Here is a 25088-nt window from a genome sequence, read left to right on the forward strand (position 1 = left end):
GCGGGCAGTCAGCCAGCAGGCACGTTGCTCGCATCGCGCCGTGGTTGCGGACCGAAAAAACGACGCCGCGGCCTCCGTCCGCATTCCCTGTCCCCGGACGGCGAACGCTGCACGCCGCGCACGTCCGATGGCAGCACCCGGCAGCTGCGGGCTGCCGGCATCTGCCGCGCATGGCAAGCGGATAGGAACAAGGCGCGGACAGGAGGATGCAACGTGGACAAGTGCATGCGGACGTCTCCAGGACAAAAACTCGGCGCCGTGGTCGGGCGTTGCGCTGGCAGGTTGCGTGTGCCGCCCGCAGGCGTCGGCAGCGCGCTCGCGCAAATGCGCCCACTGCAAGGCGCGGCGGAGCGCTGCGATCGGACAAGCGCAGGTCTTGGTCGCCAGGGCAGCCATGCGCCTTGGCCCCGGCACGCTGGCCAACGACATCGCTTATTCCCCTCCAGCGGGGTGGCTGCACGCAGCCATGCCGCCAGGCACGCGCGCATGCTGGCCGGTCAATACGACCAACGCATGGCAAGCTGACGACGCCCGGATGACCGTGCAAACCCGCGCCAGGACACGGGTTTTAACGCCACACCGGGCTGTTCAGGCGCACAATGCACGGGCTTGTCGGACGGTGTATCATCCGCACCCATCTTTTCATCCGAATTAAGGGATATAAGCCTGATGTCCAGCTACCTGTTCACCTCCGAATCGGTCTCCGAAGGCCATCCGGACAAGATCGCCGACCAGATCTCCGACGCAGTGCTGGATGCCATCCTGGCCCAGGACAAGCGCGCCCGCGTGGCATGCGAGACGATGGTCAAGACGGGCGTGGCGATCGTTGCCGGCGAAGTGACCACCAGTGCCTGGATCGACCTGGAAGCGCTGACCCGCAAGGTCATTCTGGACATCGGTTACAACAGCTCCGACGTCGGTTTCGACGGCGAGACCTGTGGCGTGCTCAACCTGATCGGCAAGCAGTCGCCGGACATCAACCAGGGCGTGGATCGCAAGAACCCGGAACAGCAGGGCGCCGGCGACCAGGGCCTGATGTTCGGCTATGCGACCAACGAGACCGACAGCCACATGCCGGCCGCGATCCATCTGGCGCACCGCCTGGTCGAGCAGCAGGCCAAGATCCGCAAGAAGAAGAACTCGGCGCTGTCCTGGCTGCGTCCGGACGCCAAGTCGCAGGTCACCCTGCGTTATGAAGACGGCGTGGCGACTGCGATCGACGCGGTGGTGCTGTCGACCCAGCACGATCCGGGCATCAAGCAGAAGGATCTGGTCGAAGCCGTGCGCGAGGAAATCCTCAAGCCGGTGCTGCCGGCCAAGTGGCTGCACAAGGGCACCAAGTTCCACATCAACCCGACCGGCAAGTTCGTGATCGGCGGGCCGGTGGGCGATTGCGGCCTGACCGGCCGCAAGATCATCGTCGACACCTACGGCGGTTGGGCGCGTCACGGTGGCGGTGCGTTCTCCGGCAAGGATCCGTCCAAGGTCGATCGCTCGGCAGCCTATGCCGCGCGCTATGTGGCCAAGAACGTGGTGGCTGCAGGCCTTGCCGACCGTTGCGAAGTGCAGGTCTCCTACGCCATCGGCGTGGCCGAGCCGACCTCGATTTCGGTCACCACCTTCGGCACCGGCAAGATCGCCGACGAGCAGATCGAAAAGCTGATCCGCAAGCACTTCGACCTGCGTCCGTTCGGCATCATCCAGATGCTGGACCTGATCCACCCGATGTATCAGCAGACCGCGTCCTACGGTCACTTCGGCCGCAAGCCGAAGGAGTTTTCCTACACCGACGCGACCGGCGCGCAGCACAACGCCACCGCGTTCTCGTGGGAGAAGACCGACCGCGCCGATGCCCTGCGCGCCGACGCCAAGCTGAAGTAAGCCAGTCGCTCCTGCGGGAGCGGCGCTGGCGACAAGTGCGAATGGGCCGCGTCTGCGGCCCATTTGCGTTCTGGCCGAACGCCTGTCCGAAGGCGGCGGGCAGGGCCGGACACACCGGCCGTCGGTACGCACTGCACAAGGCCGCGGCATGATGACACGCAGACCGGCCGGCATCATTCCATCGACACACCTGGCCGAACCGCGTGCTTGATACGTCACCTGTCGGGGATTGGGTTGGTCCTGCGTCTGCATGCGAGCAATGCCGCGCAGATCGGCCCGCACTCAGGTGCGCAGGAAGATTTCCACGCGTCGGTTGAGTTGTCGCCCGCCGGGGTTGTCCTGCCCATCCAGCGTATTGGGTGCCACCGGTTGCGATTCGCCATAGCCTTTTGCGCCGGCCGACTGCGCGGCACCGCGGGTGCGTAATGCGGCCAGCACCGCCTCGGCGCGGCGCTCGGACAGCGCCTGGTTGTAGGCGTCGCTGCCCTTGGCATCGGTGTGCCCGCGCACTTCCATCTCCCTGGCGCTGACCTTGGCGAGCGCGGCCGCCAGCACGTCGATCACGCGCGCAGCATCGGGGCGGATTTCGGCCTTGTCGAAGTCGAACAGGATGCGCTCGTTCAAGGTGATCAGATAGCCGCACGGTGCACCGGGAAGTGCGAACTTCTGCAGCAGCGGGAAGCGCCCGGCCGGGGGCACCTTCGGCAGCGGCGGCATGCGCACTTCGCGCGGCGGGGTACCGACGGTGCCGGTGCCATTGCCGCGGTTCTGCACCAGTCCGTCCGGGCCGTTCCAGGTTCCCGAGCCGTCGGCGTTGATGGTGATCAAACCGCGCGGGCCGTTCCAGGTGCCGCTGCCATCGCCGTGGTTGTCGACCAAACCGCTCTTGTCGCTGTTCCAGGTGCCTGCCCCCTTGCCATCCAGACTGATCAGGCCGGCCGGGCCGTTGTAGGTACCGGCGCCGCTGGCCTGGACCTGGATGATCGCGTCGTCGCCCCCGGCGCCGCTGGCGTTGATGGTGCCGCTGCCGTCGGCATTGACGCGGATCAGGCCGCCGTCGAAGTTGGCGGTACCGCTGCCATCGGCCTTGAGGTCGAACAGCCCGCCGTCGCCGTTGCGCAGCAGGTTGCCATTGGCATCGACGCTGGTGATGCCGGCGTCGTTGATCAGGCTGCCGCCATCGCCGCAACGTGCCGGCGCCACGCTGACGCCTTCGATCGGGTCGAGAATGTCCTGCAGCGAGGCTTCCAGTGCGCGCTGCGCCGGGGTCACGCCAGCAATCTCCGGCACCACGATCGACGGGATGGCCGGGAACTCGGGCACCGCTTCATCGGCGACCGGTGGCGATGCAGATGGAGACGCTGCGGTCTGCGCTGCCGGCGGCGTGGCGCCCGCAGGGTCGGCGGCCTCGCGTTGACCTTCGCCGCGGCCGCAACCGGCCAGCAGCAAGGGCACCCAGATCACTGCCGACAGCGTCTTGCGCATTGCGTCTTCCCTGGTTCGAGCGTGTTCGAGAACCGCCTGATAGCACGGGCCAGGTAAACAACGCGCTAAACGCGGCCAACGCAACGACTGCGCGACCGTCAGGCAGTGTGGTCGGTGCCGGGATCGGCATGCTCGTGTACTCCGGCTCCTGCGCGTGGTCCGCACCCATCCGACGACCGCGCGTTGCCTAGGTTGGCCGGCCTAGGCGTGAGCGATCGCAACGCCGTGACGCGTACCGGAAAATGGTGCGCATTGGCAGCGGACAAACTCCACACCCCGCGGTGCGTGACTAGCAGCCACGCCTTCCACTGATGGTGCAGCGCACTCAGAACGTCGCAGGCGTCGCAGCCGGGCGCGCGGCCTGCGCCTGGTTTGTGTCTGCCGCTTCGGCTTGCAGTTGCTCGTGCAGGATGCGGCGGATTTCCAGAATTGCCTGCGGGGTTTCCTGCACGCTATGCCAGGAGGTCACCACCAGCTCCGACTCGGCACCGTCCAGATGCGCGCTGCGATACGGCACCAGGCCATCGTCGGAATCGGCCAGCGGCACCTGCGGTTTTTCGCGTCCGACAATGGTGTGGTAATGCACTTGCGGGGAGATCGGCAGGTCCATGCTGGCGCGCACGAACGGGTCGGTATCGCGCAGGTTGTCGATGCTGGTCGGCGGCAGCAGACGCCGCTTGCGTCGCGGGTCGTCGCCCTGCGCGCGCCGCTCGCTGCTGGCCAGATCCTGAAACACATCGCCGAAGCGATCCAGCAAGGCGATCGGCAAACGCACCAGGCGGCCGACGAAGCGCCCGAGCCCACCTTCGGCCAAGGGCGTGCCGCGATGCGGCGCGGCGATGAAGATGGCGCGGTCGACCTGCGGCATTGGCGAAAAATGCAGCAACGGCGACAACTTCGCGCGCACGCGTGCGCCGCGCTCGCCGTCCAGCCGGTAGTTTTCCAGCAGGGAATTCCACAGGCGCTCGCCCGACGAAGACACCAGCAGGCGCCCGATCACCCCGCCCATGCTGTGGCCGATCAACACCATGTCGTGCGATGCGGTCGCCGTGCCGGACGGATCGAAGTGCTGCAGGCTGCGCTCCACCAGGGCCTGGATTTCGGCGCGGTTGACGGCCACCGGCGCATTGGTGGGGTAGTACACCTGCCAGATCTGGTAGCGCTGGCGCAGCGCTTCATCTCCCATCACTTCGTTGGCGACATTGACCCAGGCTTCCGGGCTGCTAGCAAGGCCATGCAGCATCAGCAGCACGCGTCGGTCCGGGTCGTAGGGCTGCATCAGATACAGATGCGGGCGGTCGATGCCGCGCGCGCTGCCCAGCATCGACCGCAGGGACTGCGCGGCAAACCCGGACCTGGCCAGCCACAGGCCATACGCGGCGGTGAAGTTGGCCGCCAGCGGCACGCGCTGGCCATGCAGTACCACTTCGTTCTGGCGATACGGATCGTAAGGCACCACGGTGACGGCACGACCGCGCAGCACCGCATCCAGCGTATCGCCCTCGAAGCGCAGCAGCAGCGTTGCCGGTGCATACGGCATCTCGCTGAAGGTGGGCAGCGGACGCTCAGGTGTTGCGACAGCGGCAGCAGATTGTTGCAAGGCCAGTCCGGCAGGGTCGCCGACCACCTGCGGGTCCACCTCGGCCACCAGCTCCGCACCGAAGCCGTCGCGTCGGTACGTGCTGCGCAGTCCATCGAAGCGCAATGCCGAGGCGGCGAAGATCGCGCGCGGCGTGTTGCCGCCGCCCGGCAACCGATACGCAGACATGTCGATACCGACCTGCCAGCGGCCTATGGCGGTCGGCTCGCGCTCGGTCTGGCCGGTCTGCTGCGCGCGTGCGAACAAGCGTTCGATCACCTGCTGCACCGCGTAGTTGTAGTAGTCGCGCACCTGGGTCTGGCGATTTTCGAACGCACGCGCACTGGGCGCCCGATCGGTGAAGAACAGGTACGCGTACGCATGCCGCGCGGCCTCCAGCCAGGCATCGACTGCGGCGTCGCTCATCGTTGTCGGGTCGCGCCCGCCCAGCGCGATCGCATACGCGGTCCACAGCTCGGCCTGCGTTGCCAGCCGGCGCTCATCGCCGATGCCAGCGACGCTGGCAAGTTGCTGCAGGCAGGGCAGCGGGTCGCTGCGGCAGGCCTTGGATTGCAGACCGGCCACCTGCACCGTCTCGCCGCTGGCCTGGCTCAACGCGCCGGTACTGAGCACATCGCCACGCGTGCGCGCGATGTAGTCGCCGCTGCTGCGCGATTGCACCGTGACCATCGCGCAGCCGCTCAGCCACAGGCTCGCCAGCACGCCCGCCAGCACTGCAGCGGTGCGGCATCCACGCCGGCGCGGCATCACCGGGCCACGCTCGCGGCGACGGCAGGCGCCGGTGCTTGCGGCATGCCGGCACGGATGCGCTCGGAAAAGTCCGCCGCCCTGTCGGCGGCGATCGCACGTGCGGTGAAATGCCCGCGCTGCTTCAGTGTCGCGAAGTCGTAGCCGGGCAGCAGCCCATCGTGATCGTAGGCGTATTCGTCGGCGTAGCCGGACAACAGCAGGCGATGATCCATCGGCAATGTGGGCTGCAACTGCCGCGCCAACGCGAACACGATCGTGGTGCAGTTGCTGGTGAGCGTGTTGTAGAACGCCGGCGCGCGATTCAGCTTGTTGGCCAGCCCCACGTAGCCCATGAACATGCGGCGTAGCCCGACCTTGGAAATCGCCAACCGATACAGATACATGTCTTCGCCGCGCACATTGGTGCGCACGCGCAGGATGTCGCGCTCGTCCGCGGCCACCAGGGTCTCTTCGAAACTGCGGAAAAATCCGCCCAATGCCGAGAACGACTCGTCGCGCTCCTTGCGGATTTCCAGCGAGAACACCACGTGCGAGCCGTCGTCGAAACCGAACGACACCAGGGTGTGTGCGATCGCCGGGCCCATCCAGTACGACAGCGCCAGATCGGCGCTGACCAGACGGTCCAGATCGTACTGGCGGGTTTCCCAGCGCGGCTGGTAGTCGGTTTCGCTATGCCAGTCGAAATTGCGCACGTTGTGCAGCGTGACGATGTTGCCGTGCACCTCGGGCTGCAGCCGTTGGGCGACATCGTCGGCCCAATCGCGGTCCTGGCTGGGCTGCATCATCCACCACGACGCCGCCAGCACCACAAATGCCGCACTGAAGATGCCTACCAAGGCCCAGTTCTCGCGGCCACGACGCAAGCCCCACAACGCCGCGATTGCCATCGCGCACCACGAGCCCACCCACGCCGCGCGTACGAACGCATTGCCGCTCAGCGCGAAGTAGATCGCCAGCCCGCCCCAGAGCGCGGCCAGCACCAGCGCCGCGCGCAGTGACCAGCGCCCGATGCGCGAACGCGTGGCCGGTTTCATCGGGTGCCGCCTTCCGGCACCTGCATGCCCAATGCGTGCATCAACAGATCGGCCGAACGATGGGCAAGCCGTTTGCGTTCGGATTCGTCATTGCCGCGCAGGCAGCTGCCCAGCATGTCGATCACCAGCAGCAGCTGCTCGTCGTCGACATCGGCGCGGCACAGGCCGGCGTCGCGGGCGCGATGCACGAACGGCAGGAAAATGCTCACCACACGCCGGTCGGCGGTTTCCACCGCCGGGTGCGCGCGTTCGATGGACCGCCAGAAATCCACCAGCGGCGCGGACTGGGCGATGTGCTCGGCCACGTCGTGCAACAGCACGGCCAGCCCGTCCGGGCGCTCGGCCAGATCGGCGGCCAGCCGTTCCAGGCCGTCCAGGCCACGGGTCATCAGCGCGGTCATCAGCGCGAGCCGGTCGGGGAAATTGCGGTACAGCGTGGCGCGGCCAAGGCCGGCACGCTCGACCACCAGTTCCAGCGGGGCATTGACGCCGTGTTCGCTGAACACTTCGTCGGCGGCATCGAGTATCTGCCGGCGGCGCAGCGCGGCATCAGGGCGGGGAGTCGTCATCGCGGCATTATCGGACAGATTTGTCCGGCCACGCCAGAGTCCGCTTGCCGATTCCACGCCCTCTCCGACCAACGGTCGGATCAGGTGGTCGGATTCAACCGTCTGATGCGACGGTCGCAGCGACGAAGCGGATCAACCGGTGTTCTGCACGCCTTGCGAAACGCCATTCACGCAGGCGACCAGCGCGCGCAGCAGCTCGTCGTCTTCGCCATCGGTGGCACGCCAGCGTTGCAGCAGATCCACCTGCAGCACGCTGATCGGATCGATGTAGGGATTGCGCAGGCGGATCGACAAGGCCAGCCGTGGGTCGTGCTGCAGCAGCGACTGCTGGCCGGTCAACGCCTTCACCCAGCCCTTGGTCAGCGCCAGCTCGGCGCCGATACCCGGGAAGAACCGCTGGTGCAGGTCGCCCGACAACCGCGAAAACAGTTCGGCAATGGTGAGATCGCCCTTGGACAGCACCATCGCCACGTCGTCGAGAAAGGTGCGGAAGAACGGCCAGTCCTGCGCCATCTCGCGCAAGGTGGCTTCGTGCCCGGCATCCACCGCCGCCTGCAGGCCGCTGCCCACGCCGTACCAGCCCGGGATCACCGCACGCGCCTGGCTCCAGGCGAACACCCACGGAATCGCGCGCAGGTTGGACAAGGCCGCGTCCTGGCCGAGCCGGCGCGACGGGCGCGAGCCCAGCGTCATGCGTTCGATGACATCGATCGGCGTCGCACGACGGAAGTACTGCATGAAATCCGGCGCACCGACGAAGGCGCGATACGCCACGGTGCTGCGTTCGGCGACCAGATCCATCACCGGCCGCCAGCGATCCTCGTGCGGTTCGGGCGCACGCGGGCGCAGGCTGGACAACAGCACCGCGCCGGTCATCTGTTCCAGCGAGCGCAGCGCCAGGGCACGGATGCCGTACTTGCGGTGGATCACCTCGCCCTGCTCGGTCACGCGCAGCCGGCCATCGACACTGCCGCGCGGTGCGGCGTCCAGCGCGCGGCTGGTCTTGCCGCCGCCACGTGCGATCGAGCCGCCGCGGCCGTGGAAGAAGGTCAGCCGCACACCCAGCTCGGCGGCGGCCTCGAGCAACTCCACCTGCGCGCGCTGCAGCCCCCAGCGCGAGGCGGTGATGCCGCCGTCCTTGCCGCTGTCCGAATAACCCAGCATCACCATCTGCGTATCGCCGCGCGCGGCCAGATGCTGGCGGTAGACCGGGTCGGCCAGCAGATCCTGCACGGTGCCGGTACCGCCGCGCAGATCGTCCACGGTTTCGAACAGCGGCACGATATCCAGCGGCACCGCGCCGGCGGCGTCGACCAGGCCGCCGCGGCGCGCCAGCGCCAGTACGATGAGCACGTCGGCGCGGTTGTGCGCCATCGAGATGATGTAGCTGCCCAGCGCATCGGCGCCGTGGCGGCTGCGCGCATCGGCAAGCGCGGCGAACACCGCATCCAGCCGCGCATTGCCTTCGTCATCCACGCGCGGCAACGCCTGCTCGCCGGACGCATACGGACCGAGCAATGCAGCGCGTTGCTTGGGTTCGTGTTCGTCCCAATCCGCCTGGCCGAGTGCATCGGCCACCGCACGCGCATGCACGCTCGATTCCTGGCGCACATCCAGGCGCGCCAGATGGAAGCCGAAAGTGCGCACGCGCCACAACAGGCGGCGCACCGCAAACCAACCGGCGTGCAGGCCCTTGTTGGCCTGCAGGCTGTCCAGGATCAATTGCAGGTCGTGTTCCAGCTCCGACGGGCTGGTGTAGGCACCCTCGGTATCGTCCAGCGTGGCCTGCAGGCGCGCACGCATCAGATCGTTGAGCAGCCGGTACGGCATGTCGCCGTGGCGCGGACGCGAGCGTGCGGCGTCTTCCGGCAACAAGGCGCGGTAGCGCTGCAGTTGCTCGCTCAGTGCCGTGCTCACCGCCACGAGCGTGGTCGACTGGCTGAGCAGGCTGGCCAGTTGCCAGAGTTCCTTCTGATACCGGTCCAGCACCGCACGCCGTTGCGCATCCAGCGTGCCGGCGATGGTGACGGCATCCACGTTGGGATTGCCGTCCATGTCGCCGCCGACCCAGGTGCCGAAGCGCAGCAGCCGCGGCAGGGTCGGCACGCTGCCGTAGGTTTCTTCGATGGCGTGTTCGAGGGTTTCGTACATCACCGGGACCACGCGATAGAGCACCTGGGTGAGGTAGAAGCCCACGTGCTCGCGCTCGTCCTCCACGGTGGGGCGCACCGGCGAGGAGTCGGCGGTCTGCCAGGACGCGGTCAAGGCCATACGGAAACGCGCCGCGTCGGTGGTGCACTCGTTGGGCGTGCGCATGCCATCCAGGTTGTCGACCAGGCTGGCAACCATCAGCTGCTCTTTTTCCAGTAGCGCGCGGCGCACCGCTTCGGTGGGATGCGCGGTGAACACCGGCTCCACGTCGATCCGCGGCAACCACTCGCTGAGTTCGTCCAGCGTCACGCCCTGCGCCTTGAGCCGGCGCAGGGCATCGTGCAACCCGTCCGGCTGCGGCGTGTCGGTGCCGCTGCGCTGGTACTCGCGACGGCGGCGGATGCGGTGCACGCGCTCGGCGATGTTGACCACCTGAAAATAGGTGCTGAAGGCACGCACCAGCGACTCGGCCTCGCGCGGCTCGCGCCCGGCCAGTTGCTCGCTCAGCGTAGACGGTGGTGCATCGCTCTCGCGCCGCGCAATCGCCGTGGTGCGGACACGTTCGATTTCATCGAGGAATTCCGCAGAGACCTGCTCGGCGAGCAGGTCACCGACCAGTGCACCGAGCCGACGTACATCGTCGCGCAAGGCAAGATCGGGGGTGGCGAACACAAGACTGCTGCGGTACTCGTTCATCGGAAACGCACACCCTCTTCAAGCGCAAAGTCGTCGAAGACTAACCCAAAAGGATTAGATGATCGCGGCCGGCACGACGGTTTCAGCGCGAACCATCGTGTGCTGGCGCGTTCTACCGATGGCGCGCGCTGGCGCGATGGGGCTTTCACGGTGATGCCCCATCGCGGGCAGGCCGCTCATACGCGATGTGGCTGTCCTGGTCATGCCCTATCGCGCCCGGGTGCGCTCCTACCGGTGATCGCAGCAATCGTGTGGACGGTGCAGCGAATCTTTCAGGGACGCGAGGCGGACGCACTCACCGTAGGAGCGCACCCGGGCGCGACGAAGCTTCATCGGTAACGCCGCATCGCGCGCGATGCACGCTGCTACCGGTGCCAGCGCACCATCGCTCAACGCGTGCGCGTAGCGCCGGTCTCGGTCACCGGCTCGCCGAGATTGGTCTTCAACCACTGCTCGCTCTCGGCCAGCATCTGCAGGATCGACTGCCGCGCACGATACGCATGCGATTCATTGGGCAGCAGTACCAGCCGCGCGGTGCCGCCCAGGCCCTTGATCGCGGCGAACATGCGCTCGCTCTGGATCGGGAAGGTGCCGGTGTTGTTGTCGTCCTGGCCGTGGATCAGCAGCAGCGGATCCTTGATCTTGTCGGCGTAGTTGAACGGCGACATCGCCTGATACACCGATTGCGCCTGCCAGTAGTTGCGCTCTTCGGCCTGGAAGCCGAACGGGGTGAGGGTGCGGTTGTAGGCCCCGCTGCGTGCGATGCCGGCCTTGAACAGCCGCGTATGCGCGAGCAGGTTGGCAGTCATGAAGGCGCCGTAGGAATGCCCGCCGATGGCGATGTGCTCGCGGTCGGTGACCCCGCGCCGCACCACTTCGTCCACCGCGGCCTGCGCATCGGCGACCAGCTGCGGCACATAGGTGTCGTTGGGTTCGGCATCGCCTTCGCCGACGATCGGCATGGTCGGGTTATTGAGCACCACATAGCCGATCGCCAGAAACGCCTGCGGCCCCCAGTAGCTGATCGCATTGAAGCGATAGGGCGAGTCGGTGACCTGGCTGGCGGTGTCGGCACTCTTGAACTCGCCCGGATAGGCCCACATCAGCAGCGGCCGCGGGCCGTCGCGCTTGGGGTCGTAACCGGGCGGCAGCAGCAGCGTGGCGGTGAGGTCCACGCCATCGGCGCGCTTGTAGCGGATCTGCTCCTTCTGCACGCCACGCAACTGCGGCAGCGGATGGGCGAAATGCGTCAACGCCCGCGGCGCAGGCGCTGCATCGCCCAACGCCTGCACGACATAGTTGGCCGGCTCCTCGGGCGATTCGCGGCTGAGAAGCAACTGCGTGCCCTGCGCATCCAGCAATGCCAGCGGCGCGGAATAACTCGGCGCCTGCGAATGGAACAGGCGCGTGGCGCGCTTGCTGTGCAGATCGAAGCGATCCACGAACGGGCGGTCGCCTTCCGGCGAGGCGCCCTTGCCGAGCAGGAACAGGCTGTTGCCATCGGCACCGGTCTGCAGCAGCGCGCGGCCCTTGCCGTCGGCCACGGTCGCCGGCGTGCCGGGATCGTTGTAGCGGTCCTGCGAGGAGCGGTCCCAGAGCAACTCGGGCGGGCGCTGCGGCTGGTCCGGTGCGATACGCCACTGCTTGCTGCGGCGGGTCTTCCACCAGCTTTCGCTGAGGATGGCCAGATCGCCGCGGCCCCACTGGATGCCTTCGAAGCGGCTACCCAACTGCGCCAGCGTGACCGGCGCGCGCGTAAATGGCGCAGCCTGCATCAGCACCGCATCACGGATACTGCTCTCGCGTGCCGGGTCGCCGCCGTCCTGCGCCTCGGCCCAGACCAGCGTGGCCGGCGCATCGACGCGCCAGGCGATGTCACGCACGCCGGTGGGCACGGCGTCGTTGCCGGTCGGCAGGCCTTCCACCAACGGCAGCCTGGCGATCTGCCGCACCAGCTTGCCCTGCAGGTCTAGCACCTCGATGCGACGCGCGAAATTGTCTACCGGCACCACGTACGAAAACGGCCGCTCGCTGCGTTCGCTCAGGATGTAACGGCCATCCGGCGACACCGACAGGTCGAGATAGATGCCGGGCGTGGCGATCGGGCGCACCTGCCCGCTCACGCTGACGATGATGGGCTGGCCGGTGGCGTAATACTCGAACACGCGCGCATCGGCCTCGTTGCGCAGCAGGTCCTGATAGGTCGGCAGCGAGCGCACGCCGGCAGCGGCGCTGGTCTGCTGAATCGCCGGGCCGTCCGGGGTCGCCTCGCGCGCCGGTGGCGCGCCCTGCCCGGCCACTTGCTGCTGCAGCAGCAGGCCGCTGCCATCGGGCAACCAGCGCAGATCGTCGTTGATGCTGGTGTTCAAACCGGCCACGAGACGCCGCGCCTGCCCGGCCGCCACGTCCACCAGCCACAGCTCGTTGGCGCCGCTGGTCGCGTCCTCGTGGCGGAACGCCAGGTAGCGCTGATCCGGCGACCAGCTCAACGTGGCCAGCGACAACGGTGACGGCAGCCCGGCGATCTGCCGCTCGCTGCCGTCGGCCACCGACAGCAGCCACAGCTTGTCGGCAAAGGAGAACCGGCTGCCGGCGAACGTCTTGGGATGGATGCGCAGGCCGGCCAGCTTGAGTTCGGGCTGGGCCACCTCGGCGATGTCCGGCAAGGCCGGCAACTGCAGCATCGCGCCCAGGTCGCGTTTGGGCGACAGGTGCAGCAGCGGCGCGCGCGGGGCATCCACCACCGCCTGCAGCGCCTTGGAAGGCAGTTGGTAGCCGGTGCTCGCCGCAGCGGCAGGCGGGCCAGCCGGCGCGACAGCTGCGGCCGCAGCCAGTGGTGCGCTCAGCGCCAGTACGCCTGCCAGGGCCCATCGCTGCGGCCGCCTGCCGTGCCGTGCATTCGCTATCGCCTGCATTGTCCGTCCCCCGTGTCGATCGACTCCGGACCATAGCAGTCACCCGCTCCCCGGCCCCCTGCCGTTGGTTGGGGGGGCGTGCCGAGTCAAGCCGGCCAATTCATGCCGGAGGGGGGTGCTGCCGATATAATCCACGCTCTCGTCGAGGGGCGCTGCGACCGGTATGGCGGACTGATCTGCCAACTGCACGAAACGTGCAGGAAATACGGCCAGGCTCGACAAGCATTCATCGTTCAACGGCGCCCCGCATTGCAGACATTGATCTGCTTACCGGAGCTATTGCATGAACGCTGTCACGAAAATCGCCCCACATACCGATTACAAGATCGCCGACCTCTCCCTGGCCGATTGGGGCCGCAAGGAGCTGGACATCGCCGAGCACGAGATGCCGGGCCTGATGTCGATCCGCCGCAAGCATGCGCAGACCAAGCCGCTGAAGGACGTGCGCATCACCGGCTCGCTGCACATGACCATCCAGACCGCAGTGCTGATCGAAACGCTCAAGGACATCGGCGCCAATGTGCGCTGGGCCTCGTGCAACATCTTCTCCACCCAGGACCACGCGGCCGCCGCCATCGCCGCCTCCGGCACGCCGGTGTTCGCCTGGAAGGGCGAGACACTGGAAGAGTACTGGGACTGCACCCTGGACGCGCTGACCTTCACCCTGCCCGACGGCACCCAGACCGGCCCGGAGCTGGTGGTGGACGACGGCGGCGACGTCACCCTGCTGATCCACAAGGGCTATGAGCTCGAAAACGGCGGCACCTGGGTCGACGAGCCGGCCTCCTCGCACGAGGAGGGCGTGATCAAGGCACTGCTCAAGCGCGTAGCCGTCGAGCGTCCGGGTTACTGGACCCGCGTGGTCAAGGACTGGAAGGGCGTCTCCGAAGAGACCACCACCGGCGTGCACCGCCTGTACCAGATCGCCGAAGCCGGCAAGCTGCTGATCCCGGCGATCAACGTCAACGACTCGGTCACCAAGAGCAAGTTTGACAACCTGTACGGCTGCCGCGAGTCGCTGGCCGATGGCCTCAAGCGCGCGATGGACGTGATGCTGGCCGGCAAGGTCGCGGTGGTCTGCGGCTACGGCGACGTCGGCAAGGGCAGCGCCGCCTCGCTGCGCGCCTACGGTGCCCGCGTGATCGTCACCGAGATCGACCCGATCTGCGCGCTGCAGGCGTCGATGGAAGGCTTCGAGGTCAACACCATCGAATCCACCCTGGGCCGCGGCGACATCTACGTCACCACCACCGGCAACAAGGACATCATCACCGTCGAGCACCTGCAGGCGATGAAGGATCAGGCCATCGTCTGCAACATCGGCCACTTCGACAACGAGATCCAGGTCGACGCACTGAACGCGCTGAAGGGCGTGGAAAAGATCAACATCAAGCCGCAGGTCGACAAGTACGTGTTCGGCAACGGCAATGCGATCTTCCTGCTGGCCGACGGCCGCCTGGTCAACCTGGGCTGCGCCACCGGCCACCCGAGCTTCGTGATGTCCAACTCGTTCGCCAACCAGACCCTGGCGCAGATCGACCTGTGGGAAAAGCGCGACAGCTACGAGAAGAAGGTCTACATCCTGCCCAAGCACCTGGACGAAGAAGTCGCGCGTCTGCACCTTGAAAAGATCGGCGTCAAGCTGACCACCCTGACCAAGGATCAGGCCGAGTACCTCGGCGTTGACGTGGCCGGCCCGTACAAGCCGGATCATTACCGTTACTGAGTGATCGGGCGAGTGTCGCCCGTGCAATGACGTGTGAAAAACGGGCGCCGCAAGGCGCCCGTTTTCCTTGCAGGATGCCGGATGACCACGCGTGCAAGCGGACCCGCCTGGCGATCAATCTGCGTTCGCGCCATGCGGCATCGACATCGACATCGACATGCATCGCGTGGATGCAACGCCTCGAGCAATACACCATGGAATCCAGCATGCCGGACAGCTTTGCCGTGGGAGTGTCAGCTGTTGCCGTGTGCGATACTCGCTCAAGGCTTGCGGCATACCCTGCGTGCCGGCAATCAACCAAAGGATGCGCCCGCGGCGGCGAAGCGACACCGCGCCGCCTGAGCTCAAGAGCAGCGCTGCTTTCCCTGCGAAAGAATTGCATGACACGTCGCGGCTATCTGCCCGCTACGGCCGCCAGTTCGCATTGCGTTCCCAAAACGCAACGCTGCGCCGGTAGGCATCGCGGTCCAGTGCCACGCCGGAGCCGCCCTCGTCCACGCCCAGTGCATTGCGCAGCATGGTGATGGGCGCCATCGGAATTTCTTCCGGCTCGCTGGTGTAGAGGCAACCGACCACACCCCAGTCGGCGTCGATCGGCGCGCCCTCCTTGGCCAGCTGATCGCGGCTATAGAGGATCGGCAGCAGATACGTCGCTACCGGTGGCTCCACACCTTCGAACCAGCGCACCAGCACCGGCAACTCCTGCGTGCTGCGTGCCTCGTAGCCGGAGCGCAGCTGGTGGCGGTTGTCGTCGGTGATCGGTGCAGTGAGGCAGCGCGTCGAGGTCCAGTTGCGGTGCACATGCAGCTGGCAGAACGGCGCATAGCCTTCGATCACGCGCACCGGCGCCTCTTCATTGAGCCGCTGGATGAACTGCTCGGGCGTGCAGTCCTGGATGGCGTTGCGACGACCATCGCGGGGAAACAGACGGGTGCGGGCAAACGGTGTGAGAACGATGGACATGACGGTGGTGGGTGGCAAAGAACGCCAGGGTAGCCTGCAGCCCTGCCATGCGACCACTTACCAGATCAGATCGTCCGGCACCTTGAACTGGCTGTAATAGTCGTCGTCGCTGTCCGGCGCCGAAGGCGTGCTGCTACGGCCATGATCCAGCACCACAGTGTCCGCATCGCGGCTGTAGACCTTGTCGGCGGCGGCGCGCGGAATCAGCTCGAAGCCATCGCCATGCCGCACGATCACCAGCGCTCCGCTGGCCAGCTGGCTGCGCAGCGTAGGATTGACCAGCACGCTGCGGATGACGCGGCCGTCGTTGAAGCGGTAGTCGATCTCGCCATCGCGCTTGACCTTGTTGGTCTCGACGATCTGCCGGACCTGGGCCAGCACTTCCTGCCGCCGCAGCTGCAGCTTGCGTTCTTCGGCCAGCGCGCGATCGCGCTCGGCGCGCTCGGCCTGTAGCCGCGCCGCGTCCACCTTGTCGACCTCGGCCGGTGCCACGGCCGCGCCCTTGGCATGACGCTGCTTGTTCTGCTCGCGCGCGACCTTGTCCACCTGGGCCTTCTTGACCAGGCCGGCCTTGAGCAGTTGTTCTTGCAGCGGATTGCGCATGGGAGGGGAACCGGTGAATGTGCGCCCAGTTTACCGCGCCCCGCGCCACCCAGCCTGACTGCCCAAGCGCGCGCCGGCTGCAGCACCGCGCCGTGCCGCGGTACCGCGATCCACCGGCACCGCGCAAAGCGCGACCTGCATCTGGGTTTTTGCAGGTACCCGCATTGAATACGTATGCACAACAGCGATGTTGCGCCGCGATGCACGCTTAGCATCACCGCGCGCTGCACGCCGTGCGCGCGCTTTCCGGAACAGGGGCCGGAGGCCTCGATGCGGGCATCGCACAGCATGCGTGTGCTCGCGCTTACCGACTGGAGATCCATCCGATGCGCGATACGCACACTCCACCCCCACCCTCACGGCTTCAACGCAGCTCGCGGCTGCTGCTCGCCGCACTGGTGCTGCTGCTGACCACCGCCAATGTGCAGGCCGATGTGATCCTGCATGCCTTCAATTGGCCGTATGCCACCGTGGAAGCACGCGCCAAGCAGATTGCCGATGCCGGCTATCGCAAGGTGTTGGTCGCTCCCGCCTATCGCTCGCAAGGCAGCGCGTGGTGGGCACGCTACCAGCCGCAGGATCTGCGCGTGATCGATGGCCCGCTGGGCGACACCGCCGCGTTCTCGCGCATGGTGCAGGCGCTGGCCAATAACGGCGTGGAAACCTATGCCGACGTGGTGCTCAACCACATGGCCAACGAGGCCGCGACACGCTCGGATCTCAACTACCCCGGCAGCGCCGTGCTCGCGCAATACGCTGCAAATCCCGGCCGTTACGAGAGTTTGCGTCTGTTCGGCACCTTGCAATCGAATTTCCTGAGCGCCAGCGATTTCGGTCCGGCCCAGTGCATCACCAACTACAACGACGCCTACCAGGTGCGCACCTATCGCATCTGCGGTGGCGGCAGCGATCCGGGCCTGCCCGACCTGGTCGGCAACGATTGGGTGGTGCAGCAGCAGCGCGCCTATCTGCAAGCGCTGAAGGGCCTGGGTGTGACCGGCTTCCGTGTCGATGCGGCCAAGCATATGAGCTTCGACCATCTCAATCGGGTCTTCGATGCAGGCATTCGTTCCGGCGTCTATGTGTTCGGCGAAGTGATCACCGGCGGCGGTACCGGCAATGGCGATTACGACCAGTTCCTGGCGCCGTACCTGCAGTCCACGCCGCATGCGGCCTACGACTTTCCGTTGTTCAACGCGGTGCGCAATGCGTTCGCCGTCGGCGCCAGCCTGCAGCAGTTGGTCGATCCCGCGTCCACCGGCCAGGCCTTGCCAGGCAATCGCGCGGTGACCTTCGCCGTCACCCACGACATCCCCAACAATGCCGGCTTCCGCTACGCCATCCTCGACCCTGTCGACGAGACGCTGGCATACGCATATCTGATCGGCCGCAACGGCGGCATGCCGATGGTCTACACCGACAACAACGAAAGCGGCGACAACCGCTGGGTCAACGCCTATCTGCGCGACGACCTGCGCCGCATGATCGGCTTCCACAACGGCGTGCAAGGCAGCGACATGCAGGTGCTGTCGTCCAGTTCCTGCCATGTACTGTTGCGGCGCGGCAGCCTGGGCATCGTCGGCATCAACAAGTGCGGCAATCCGGTCACCACCACCGTGGCGATGAATGGCAGCGTGCTGTACTGGAACGCGGATTATGTGGATGCACTGGGCTCGGGCAGCGTGGTGCGTATCTCCAGCGGCTCCTACACCTTCACGCTGCCGGCGCGCGGTGCGCGTATGTGGCGCCGCTGAGCTGTCGGGCGAGCACGCGGCGTCCGCCGCGTGGTTGGAGCCCGATCGCAAAGACACGCGGCCTCTGACACAGGAAAACACCGGCTTATCGCCGGTGTTGTGGATGTTGCAACACGTTGGATGGTGCGACCGGCTACCAGGCGAACGGCGCGGTGACCTTGCGCGCGCCGAGCATGAACGCATCGGCCACATGCACGAACGGGGTGACATCCACCTCCGATTCGCCGGCGCGCACCAACTGCACGAAACGCCGGTACAAGCCGTCGTACTCGCTGGCCGCCTCCACCGGTTGCGGCTGGCCATCGATGCTCAACCTGGCACCGCCCTCGCTGAGCACGAGCAGGCCAGCGGTGGTATCCACTTCGATATCCCAGCGCTGCTGGCCGGTCTGCAAAAAATCCAGTTCCGCCGTCACCGGCACGCCTGCAGTATCGACAAAACCGAGCCTGGCATACAGCGGTGCCTGGCGGTTTTCCGGCGTGTGCAACTCTGCTTCGCGCAGCGCGAAGGGGCGCGGCAACAGATGCGTGACGATGGACAGCGCATTGATGCCGGGGTCGAACACGCCCATGCCGCCCGGCTCCAGGATCCAGTCCTGGCCTGGGTGCCAATGACGAATGTCTTCCTTCCAGGTGATGTGCGCGCGCAGGATCTGCTTGTCGGCCAGCCACGCCCGCGCAGGCTCCACGGCAGCGGCGCAGCGCGAATGCCAGCTGGTGAACAGGCTGCGTTGCGCACGCTGCGCCAACGCGCGCAGATCGTCGATCTCGGCCAGGGTGGCGGCTGGGGGTTTTTCCAGGAACACATGGCGCCCGGCGGCCAGCGCGGCCTGTGCCTGCGCATGCCGCCCCACCGGCGGCGTGCACAGCGCGACCGCTTCGATTTGCGGATGCGCCGCGAAGGCCTCTTCCAGGCTGTGATAGGCCGGCACTCCATCGACCGTGCCGTGCCGGCTCACGGTGGCCACCAGCTGCACATCGGCGCGCGCGGCGATGGTGGGCACGTGCTGGTCGCGGGCGATCTTGCCGATGCCGACAAGGGCAATGCGCAATGCGTCTGGATGCTTCATCGAAACCTTCGGGCTGAGGGTGAAGTGGCGGGACCCGCGCGATCGCCCGTTTCAGGCGCATGCACGGAGCCTGCGGCAACGGCGCGCTGCACCAGCGCACGCAACGGCGCAGTGTAAGGTCAGGCTGCGGTTCGCTGCGAGACATCGCTCCTGCTTGTTTTGCTATACCTGCGCCGCCCGGTGGCCGTGCAGGAGCCGCCATGCTGCATCGGTGCAGCTGCACGGCACGCCTTGCCGTTCGTGGCCTTCCACCTGGTCGCACTGGAGCACGGCGGCAACTGCGGTGGGGCACCCTGCCTGCGGCCGATGTATGGCCGGGCCTGCGACACCGGCTGCAGACAGAGCTACCTGCATGCGCCTTGCGATGCGCTCACATCTCCAGCACGACCTTGCCCAGGTGGCTGCCCTGCTCCAGATAGCAGTGCGCTGCAGCGGCGTCGCCAAGCGGGAAGCGCTTGTCGAGCAGTACGCGCAGCTTGCCCTGCGCGATCCACGGCCACACCACGCGCTCTACTTCCGCGGCCAGGCGTGCCTTTTCGTCGGCACTGCGCGGGCGCAACGTCGAGCCGGTGAGGATCGCCTGCTTGCGCATCAGCAGCGGAATCGGCACCTCGATGGTCGAGCCGGCCTGCGAGGCGATATAGACGATGCGCCCGCGCGGATTGAGCGCCTCCAGGGTGTCGGCGAACACCGCAGCGCCCACCATGTCCAACGACACATCCACCCCGCCGTGCGCCTTGGCCGCGTCGACAAACGATTCGGTGGTGGAATCGATCGCCACATCGGCGCCCAGTTCGCGTGCCTGCGCCGCCTTGCCCGCCGAACGCGCGGTCGCCAGCACATGCGCACCGGCGGCCTTGGCCATCTGGATCGCAGTCACGCCGATCCCGGACGTGGCGCCGTGCAGCAGCAGCCATTCCCCGGCCGCCAGCCGGCCGTGCTCGAACAGGTTGGTGTACGCGGTAAAGATGGTTTCCGGCAGCGCGGCGGCATGCGCCAGATCCATGCCCGGCGGAATCGGCAGCACATGCCGCGCATCGACCGCTGCGTACTGTGCGTAACCGCCGCCGCCCAGCAGCGCACACACCCGATCGCCGACCTTCCAGCGACCGGCCGGCTCCACGATCTCGCCGGCGATTTCCAGCCCGAGCGTTTGCGGCGCGCCCGGCGGCGGCGGATAGTGGCCGGCGCGCTGCAACAGATCGGGACGATTGATGCCGGCCGCATGCACGCGGATCAGCACCTGTCCCGGCGCGGGGCGCGGGCGCGGCTGCTCGCTGGCGTACAGCGCATCCGCATCGCCCTTGCCATCGCGGATGGCGATTGCGGTCATCGTGGTATCGCTCATGCGCAGCACTCCGTAGAAAGTGCGCCCAGTGTAGAGCTGCCTGCGTCAACGCCTGGCGCAAGCTTGGTCGCGACACGTCACGCACGCGCAGCGTAACCACCTCGCTACCGCTTCAGGGCAAGCAACTGCACGATGGCCGGCATCACGCGTTGCGCAGTGCGGCAACAGGAGCGATTTACCGGATTGATGCGAGGCGCGGTCGCCGCCACGCGGCGATCGCCTGCAGGCCCGCAGATCCGGCCGTCACTCCGCTGCCAGAGCACTGCAAGACCACAGCACCTGACCACGCGCGCCTGCATGGCAGACGCAGGTGGCAACCAGTCACTCCGCGCTTGGAGCGGCATCCTGGTCAATGTACTGGCGGATCGCCCCGAACACCTTGGAGGTCCCGTCATCCTGATCCGAAGGCAGGCGAGCGGCAAAGTCCCTCAGCAACTTGTCGCCGTCCACGCCGGGTTGCTCGGCCAGGGCGAGCGCCAGGTCGCCGACGCTGCGCGCCAATGCAACCCAGATGCGGCCCAGCGATTCGGCGATTACATCCATGTCCTGTTCCTGCATGTCGCGCTCCGATCAGATGGCGTGGGGTAGCCGTGAGCTTACCGCGTACGCGGCATACCAAGACTGGCGCCCCAAGCAGCCCCAACCATGTGTGCGTGGCGCGGACCCGTATGATCTTTCGGCGATGCAGCCGAATGCAGGACATCCGCAACCAAATATGCATTCATCGCGATGAAGCGATATTATGCCGGCACGATCCGCCGGACCCGCCGCGATGACGCATCTCAGTTTCGAGTTCTACCCGCCCAAGACCGACGACCAGCGCGCACAGCTGGACCGCACGGCGGCCAGGTTGAAGGGCTACGCGCCGGAATACGTGTCGTGCACCTTCGGTGCCGGCGGCTCCACGCTCAGCTACACCTCCGAGACGGTGCGCCACCTCAAGCAGAAGCACGGTTTCGAAGCCGCCCCGCACCTGTCCTGCGTCGGCGGCAGCCGCCAGGAGATCCGCGAGCTGCTCAAGCTGTATCGCGCGATCGGCTGTACCCGCATCGTCGCGCTGCGCGGCGACCTGCCCTCGGGCATGGGTCACCCGGGTGACCTGCGCTATGCCTCGGACCTGATCGCCTTCATCCGCGCCGAACACGGCGATGCGTTCCGGATCGAGGTCGGTGCGTATCCGGAGACCCATCCGCAGGCGACCGACGCGTTGAGCGATCTGCGTTACTTCAAGGCCAAGGTGGATGCCGGCGCCGATGCCGCGATCACCCAGTACTTCTACAACGCCGATGCGTACTTTCATTTCCGCGACGCCGTGCAGCGCATGGGCGTGGAGATCCCGATCATCCCCGGCATCATGCCGATCTCCAATTTCTCGCAGTTGCGGCGTTTTTCCGAGCAGTGCGGTGCAGAAATTCCGCGCTGGATCGGCAAGAAGATGCAGTCCTATGGCGACGATGCCGATGCAGTGCGCGCCTTCGGTGCGGAAGTGGTGGCCACCGTGTGCGAGCGCCTGATCGCCGGTGGCGCGCCTGCCCTGCACTTCTACACGCTCAACCTGGCCAAGCCGACCACGCAGGTGCTGCAGCTGCTAGGCCGCTGAGCCGCCCGGCCGACGCCATGCCGCTCGGCAGGCGCGTCTGTGCGGGCACCTCATTCGCAAGCGCGCGCATGATACGCAAACGTCGTACAACTTCCCCCGGTCCCTGCGCGTTGTTCGCCGGCTCACGCACCGCCCGTTACGCTGCGCCGATGCCTCGTCTGCTGCTGCCGTTACTGCTGTCGTTCTGCCTCTGCCCGGCCACACGCGTGCAGGCGCAGGAGATCCGTCGCTGCGTGACAGCGGATGGGCAGACCATGTTCACCGACCGCCGCTGCGAAGATGTCGGCGCCGCGTCGCGCCCGCCGCCGGCTACGCGCACGCAGGGCAACACCGGCCTGTATCGCTACGGCTGCCCGCGCCGGCTGAGCGAGCTGGTGTCGTTGCTGCAACTGGCCGTGGACAGCCGCGACGTCAATCGGCTCTCCAGCCTTTACCTGTGGAGCGGCCAGTCCGACACCGCTGCCAACCAGCTGCTGAGCCGGCTGGAAGCGATCGTGCAACGCCCGTTGCTGGACATCGTCCCGATGTACCCGCAACGCGATCCGCCGACCTGGGAAGCCGATGCCGGCACGGCAGTGGCTCCATCCCTGGACGGCAGCGCCATCGACGCCCCACTCCCGGCACCGCCAAGCCGCCCGCGCCCCTGGGGCCTGCGCCTGGAACAGAACCTCGCCAGCGGTGCGCCCGCAAGCAGCGTGTTGCGGCTGCGCCGGCAGTACAACTGCTTCTGGGTGACGTTTTAGCGCAGCGCCCGGCGTGAGCGGATTGCAGCGGCAAGTACATGCGACGGCGCATTGCCCCGGCAATCGGTGATGGTGACGATGGTGGTGTGGGCTGCGAGGCAGTGAGCGTATCGGCTCAGAGACCCCGAACCTCATGCCTCATAGGTAACGCTTGCAGGCTATGCGACAAGCCGGCCCATGATCTGCGTCACCGCCTGCTGCGGACTCAGCACCGCGCTGTCGATCACCCAATGCGGCTCGGTCCACGCCGCGTAGTCATGCGCGAGCACGCAAGACCACTCCGGCACGCGCAATCCGACGATGTCGCTTTGCCGCGATTCCACGCGCTGCCGGTGCACATTGCGATCGCTGCACACCACTTCGATCTCCAGCAAGCGGCTGCGTGTGCGACGAGCGACAGCACGCCACGCTTCACGGGTGACCGGCAGTGGGTTCACGCAATCGGCGACCACCACGTGACCCAGTTGCAGATTGGCCTCGGCAAGCGCATAGGCGGTCATATAGCCGGCTGCTCCGACGTCGTTGGCGAGTGCACCACTTGCGCGTAGTGCCTGCTCGATCGTATCGATACGCAAGTAAAACCCAGTGCAGTGCGTCAGTAGCGCCTTGGCAATGGAACTCTTGCCGACGCCCGGCAATCCGCCGAACACCACCAGGATCGCTGACTGCAAGGTCACTGCGGCCACAGTGCGCGAATCGCGGCGATGCCTTGCGCGCCATGCGAACGTGCTTGGCGCAGGTCGTCGACCTGCATGCCACCGAGTGCGTAGATCGGCAAGGAGACCTGCTCGCGCAGACGTTCGAATCCTTCCCATCCCAGGGGTGTCGCACCCGGATGCGACACAGTCGCCTGCACCGGGCCCAGCACCGCAAAATCGCAGCCCAGACGCTGGGCGTGGCGCAGGTCTTCCAGCCCGTGACACGAGGCGGCGACCGGCTGCTCGGCCGGTAACGGGCGCTCCTGCAGGCCGGCCAATTGCTCCGCGCCCAGGTGCACGCCGATGCCGAGTTCGCCGGCCAATGCGATGTCGCGGTTGAGCAGCAGTTGCGCGCGCGCACGGCCGCGCAGGCGCATCACCTGCTGCAGCAAGGCATGCCAGCGCGCCGGTTCGGCCTGCCGCGCACGCAACTGGATGCGCGTGATGCCGTCCTGCAGCGCACGCTCCAGGCCTTCCAGCCACAGCGCGTCATCGTCCGGTTCGGGCGTGATCAGATAGCGGTCGGGCTGGCGCAGCACACCGACCACCGGCACATCGGCCGGCGGCATCGAATAACGGGGCAGCTTGTCCGCGGCGACCCAGGTCATCGCCTGGCCTTCGCGGCCGCGCGGGCTGCCTTTCCATGTGGTGATGTGGCGCACTTCCAGGCGCAGCCGCTTGTCCGGGTACAGCTGCGGCACGTCCATCAGCCACTCGCCGACCTGCGCCTCGATACCGAGTTCTTCGTTGAGCTCGCGCACCAGTGCCTGTTCGGAGGTTTCGCCAGGTTCGCGTTTGCCGCCGGGAAACTCCCACAGGCCGGGCATGTCGCGGGTCTCGGTACGGCGGGTCAGCAAGATGCGGCCGCGGGCGTCGGTGATCACGCCGGCAACGACGTGGATGGATCTTAGAGAATCGGGCATGGCGCAAGAGTGCCGCGAGTGAGCCGTTCAGCGCAATCGCTTGGGGCGGGGAATGGGGAATGGGGAATGGGGAATGGGGAATGGGGAATTGGGAATCGGGAATCGGGATTGGTTGAAGCATGCACCATGTCCGCCTTTGCAATTCCCCATTCCCCATTCCCGATTCACGCCTAGAGTGGATGCCCGATGCGCCACAGCACCCCGCTGGGATCGTGCAAGGTGAAATCGCGTGCGCCCCATGGCCGGTCTTCCGGCGCGCTGCAGCTCACTCCGAACTGCGTGCCCAGGCCGGTGTCGTGCACGTGTTGCCACCAGCTGTCGGCATCGTCCACCCACAGGTGCAGCATCAGATTCTCGGCCAGTTCGCGCAGATAGAAATCCTGCAGCAGAAACGCGCAATGCGTGCCATGCCGGAAGCAGGTCACATTGCCTACCTCGTCTTCCTGCACGAAGCCCAGCGCGCGATAGAACCGCTGCGACACCGCGTAGTCGCGCGCAGGCACGAACACCTTCAATTGCTGGCTGGACAGCAGCGCCATGACCGCACTCCACGCAGGATGTGGATCGAGCATACGCCCAG

General features: G+C 66.7%; 19 protein-coding genes and 1 riboswitch. Of the genes, 5 read left to right on the plus strand and 14 right to left on the minus strand.

Features of this window, described 5'->3' with window-relative positions; all coding sequences use genetic code 11:
• Nucleotides 1-669 precede the first annotated feature (669 nt).
• On the plus strand, nt 670-1881 hold the full coding sequence (gene metK, locus FHT08_RS09800; protein ID WP_104538497.1) for a methionine adenosyltransferase: 1212 nt from the start codon (nt 670-672) through the stop codon (nt 1879-1881).
• A 282-nt stretch (nt 1882-2163) separates the two neighbouring features.
• Here metK and FHT08_RS09805 read toward each other — a convergent pair whose 3' ends face one another.
• From FHT08_RS09805 to FHT08_RS09830, 6 genes are all read right to left on the minus strand, one after another.
• The gene (locus tag FHT08_RS09805) at nt 2164-3366 is read right to left on the minus strand and encodes an OmpA family protein (RefSeq protein WP_166774980.1); all 1203 of its coding nucleotides are present in this window, start codon (nt 3364-3366) and stop codon (nt 2164-2166) included.
• A 325-nt stretch (nt 3367-3691) separates the two neighbouring features.
• The gene (locus tag FHT08_RS09810) at nt 3692-5716 is read right to left on the minus strand and encodes an alpha/beta fold hydrolase (protein WP_166774981.1); all 2025 of its coding nucleotides are present in this window, start codon (nt 5714-5716) and stop codon (nt 3692-3694) included.
• Nucleotides 5713-6750, minus strand: coding sequence for a DUF4105 domain-containing protein (locus tag FHT08_RS09815; RefSeq protein ID WP_166774982.1), 1038 nt, complete (start codon nt 6748-6750; stop codon nt 5713-5715). Before FHT08_RS09815 ends, FHT08_RS09810 begins: the two co-directional genes overlap by 4 nt.
• Nucleotides 6747-7319 carry a TetR/AcrR family transcriptional regulator gene (locus FHT08_RS09820; protein ID WP_166766267.1) on the minus strand — a complete coding sequence of 191 codons (573 nt, stop codon included), beginning with the start codon at nt 7317-7319 and terminating at the stop codon, nt 6747-6749. The genes FHT08_RS09815 and FHT08_RS09820 overlap by 4 nt, the downstream gene beginning before the upstream one ends.
• Nucleotides 7320-7451: 132 nt before the next feature.
• Nucleotides 7452-10166 (minus strand): phosphoenolpyruvate carboxylase, encoded by a 2715-nt coding sequence (gene ppc / locus FHT08_RS09825; RefSeq protein WP_166774983.1) that lies wholly within the window; start codon nt 10164-10166, stop codon nt 7452-7454.
• A 389-nt stretch (nt 10167-10555) separates the two neighbouring features.
• The gene (locus tag FHT08_RS09830) at nt 10556-13081 is read right to left on the minus strand and encodes a prolyl oligopeptidase family serine peptidase (RefSeq protein WP_166774984.1); all 2526 of its coding nucleotides are present in this window, start codon (nt 13079-13081) and stop codon (nt 10556-10558) included.
• 138 nt (nt 13082-13219) lie between these two features.
• A riboswitch (S-adenosyl-L-homocysteine riboswitch) is annotated at nt 13220-13333 on the plus strand.
• Nucleotides 13334-13364: 31 nt separating this feature from the next.
• Here FHT08_RS09830 and ahcY point away from each other — a divergent pair.
• On the plus strand, nt 13365-14807 hold the full coding sequence (gene ahcY, locus FHT08_RS09835; protein ID WP_166774985.1) for an adenosylhomocysteinase: 1443 nt from the start codon (nt 13365-13367) through the stop codon (nt 14805-14807).
• A 405-nt stretch (nt 14808-15212) separates the two neighbouring features.
• Here the strand turns inward: ahcY and FHT08_RS09840 are convergent, their stop codons facing one another.
• Together FHT08_RS09840 and FHT08_RS09845 are read right to left on the minus strand one after the other, a co-directional pair.
• Nucleotides 15213-15770 (minus strand): DUF3228 family protein, encoded by a 558-nt coding sequence (locus FHT08_RS09840; protein WP_166774986.1) that lies wholly within the window; start codon nt 15768-15770, stop codon nt 15213-15215.
• 57 nt (nt 15771-15827) lie between these two features.
• Complete coding sequence (locus FHT08_RS09845) at nt 15828-16373, minus strand: DUF2058 domain-containing protein (protein ID WP_046345723.1); 546 nt, start codon at nt 16371-16373, stop codon at nt 15828-15830.
• 383 nt (nt 16374-16756) lie between these two features.
• Here FHT08_RS09845 and FHT08_RS09850 point away from each other — a divergent pair, with 383 nt between their 5' ends.
• Nucleotides 16757-18127 (plus strand): alpha-amylase family protein, encoded by a 1371-nt coding sequence (locus FHT08_RS09850; protein WP_166775442.1) that lies wholly within the window; start codon nt 16757-16759, stop codon nt 18125-18127.
• 133 nt (nt 18128-18260) lie between these two features.
• Here the strand turns inward: FHT08_RS09850 and FHT08_RS09855 are convergent, their stop codons facing one another.
• The 3 genes from FHT08_RS09855 to FHT08_RS09865 form a co-directional block, all read right to left on the minus strand.
• On the minus strand, nt 18261-19196 hold the full coding sequence (locus FHT08_RS09855; protein ID WP_104538507.1) for a Gfo/Idh/MocA family oxidoreductase: 936 nt from the start codon (nt 19194-19196) through the stop codon (nt 18261-18263).
• Nucleotides 19197-19566: 370 nt separating this feature from the next.
• Nucleotides 19567-20544 carry an NAD(P)H-quinone oxidoreductase gene (locus FHT08_RS09860; protein WP_166774987.1) on the minus strand — a complete coding sequence of 326 codons (978 nt, stop codon included), beginning with the start codon at nt 20542-20544 and terminating at the stop codon, nt 19567-19569.
• Between the two features lie 321 nt (nt 20545-20865).
• Complete coding sequence (locus tag FHT08_RS09865; protein WP_166774988.1) at nt 20866-21102, minus strand: hypothetical protein; 237 nt, start codon at nt 21100-21102, stop codon at nt 20866-20868.
• A gap of 214 nt (nt 21103-21316) precedes the next feature.
• Between FHT08_RS09865 and metF the strand changes: the two genes are divergently transcribed.
• Both metF and FHT08_RS09875 read left to right on the plus strand, forming a co-directional pair.
• The gene (gene metF, locus FHT08_RS09870; protein WP_104538511.1) at nt 21317-22144 is read left to right on the plus strand and encodes a methylenetetrahydrofolate reductase [NAD(P)H]; all 828 of its coding nucleotides are present in this window, start codon (nt 21317-21319) and stop codon (nt 22142-22144) included.
• A 149-nt stretch (nt 22145-22293) separates the two neighbouring features.
• Nucleotides 22294-22887, plus strand: coding sequence for a hypothetical protein (locus FHT08_RS09875; protein WP_104538842.1), 594 nt, complete (start codon nt 22294-22296; stop codon nt 22885-22887).
• A gap of 158 nt (nt 22888-23045) precedes the next feature.
• Here FHT08_RS09875 and FHT08_RS09880 read toward each other — a convergent pair whose 3' ends face one another.
• The 3 genes from FHT08_RS09880 to FHT08_RS09890 form a co-directional block, all read right to left on the minus strand.
• On the minus strand, nt 23046-23558 hold the full coding sequence (locus tag FHT08_RS09880) for an AAA family ATPase (RefSeq protein ID WP_104606800.1): 513 nt from the start codon (nt 23556-23558) through the stop codon (nt 23046-23048).
• 2 nt (nt 23559-23560) lie between these two features.
• Nucleotides 23561-24508 (minus strand): Nudix family hydrolase, encoded by a 948-nt coding sequence (locus FHT08_RS09885; RefSeq protein WP_104606762.1) that lies wholly within the window; start codon nt 24506-24508, stop codon nt 23561-23563.
• Nucleotides 24509-24678: 170 nt separating this feature from the next.
• Complete coding sequence (locus tag FHT08_RS09890) at nt 24679-25047, minus strand: VOC family protein (protein ID WP_104606763.1); 369 nt, start codon at nt 25045-25047, stop codon at nt 24679-24681.
• Nucleotides 25048-25088 lie beyond the last annotated feature (41 nt).

Origin of the sequence: Xanthomonas sp. CFBP 8151 (assembly GCF_011761885.1) — a bacterium.
In the GTDB taxonomy this organism is placed as follows: domain Bacteria; phylum Pseudomonadota; class Gammaproteobacteria; order Xanthomonadales; family Xanthomonadaceae; genus Xanthomonas; species Xanthomonas arboricola_B.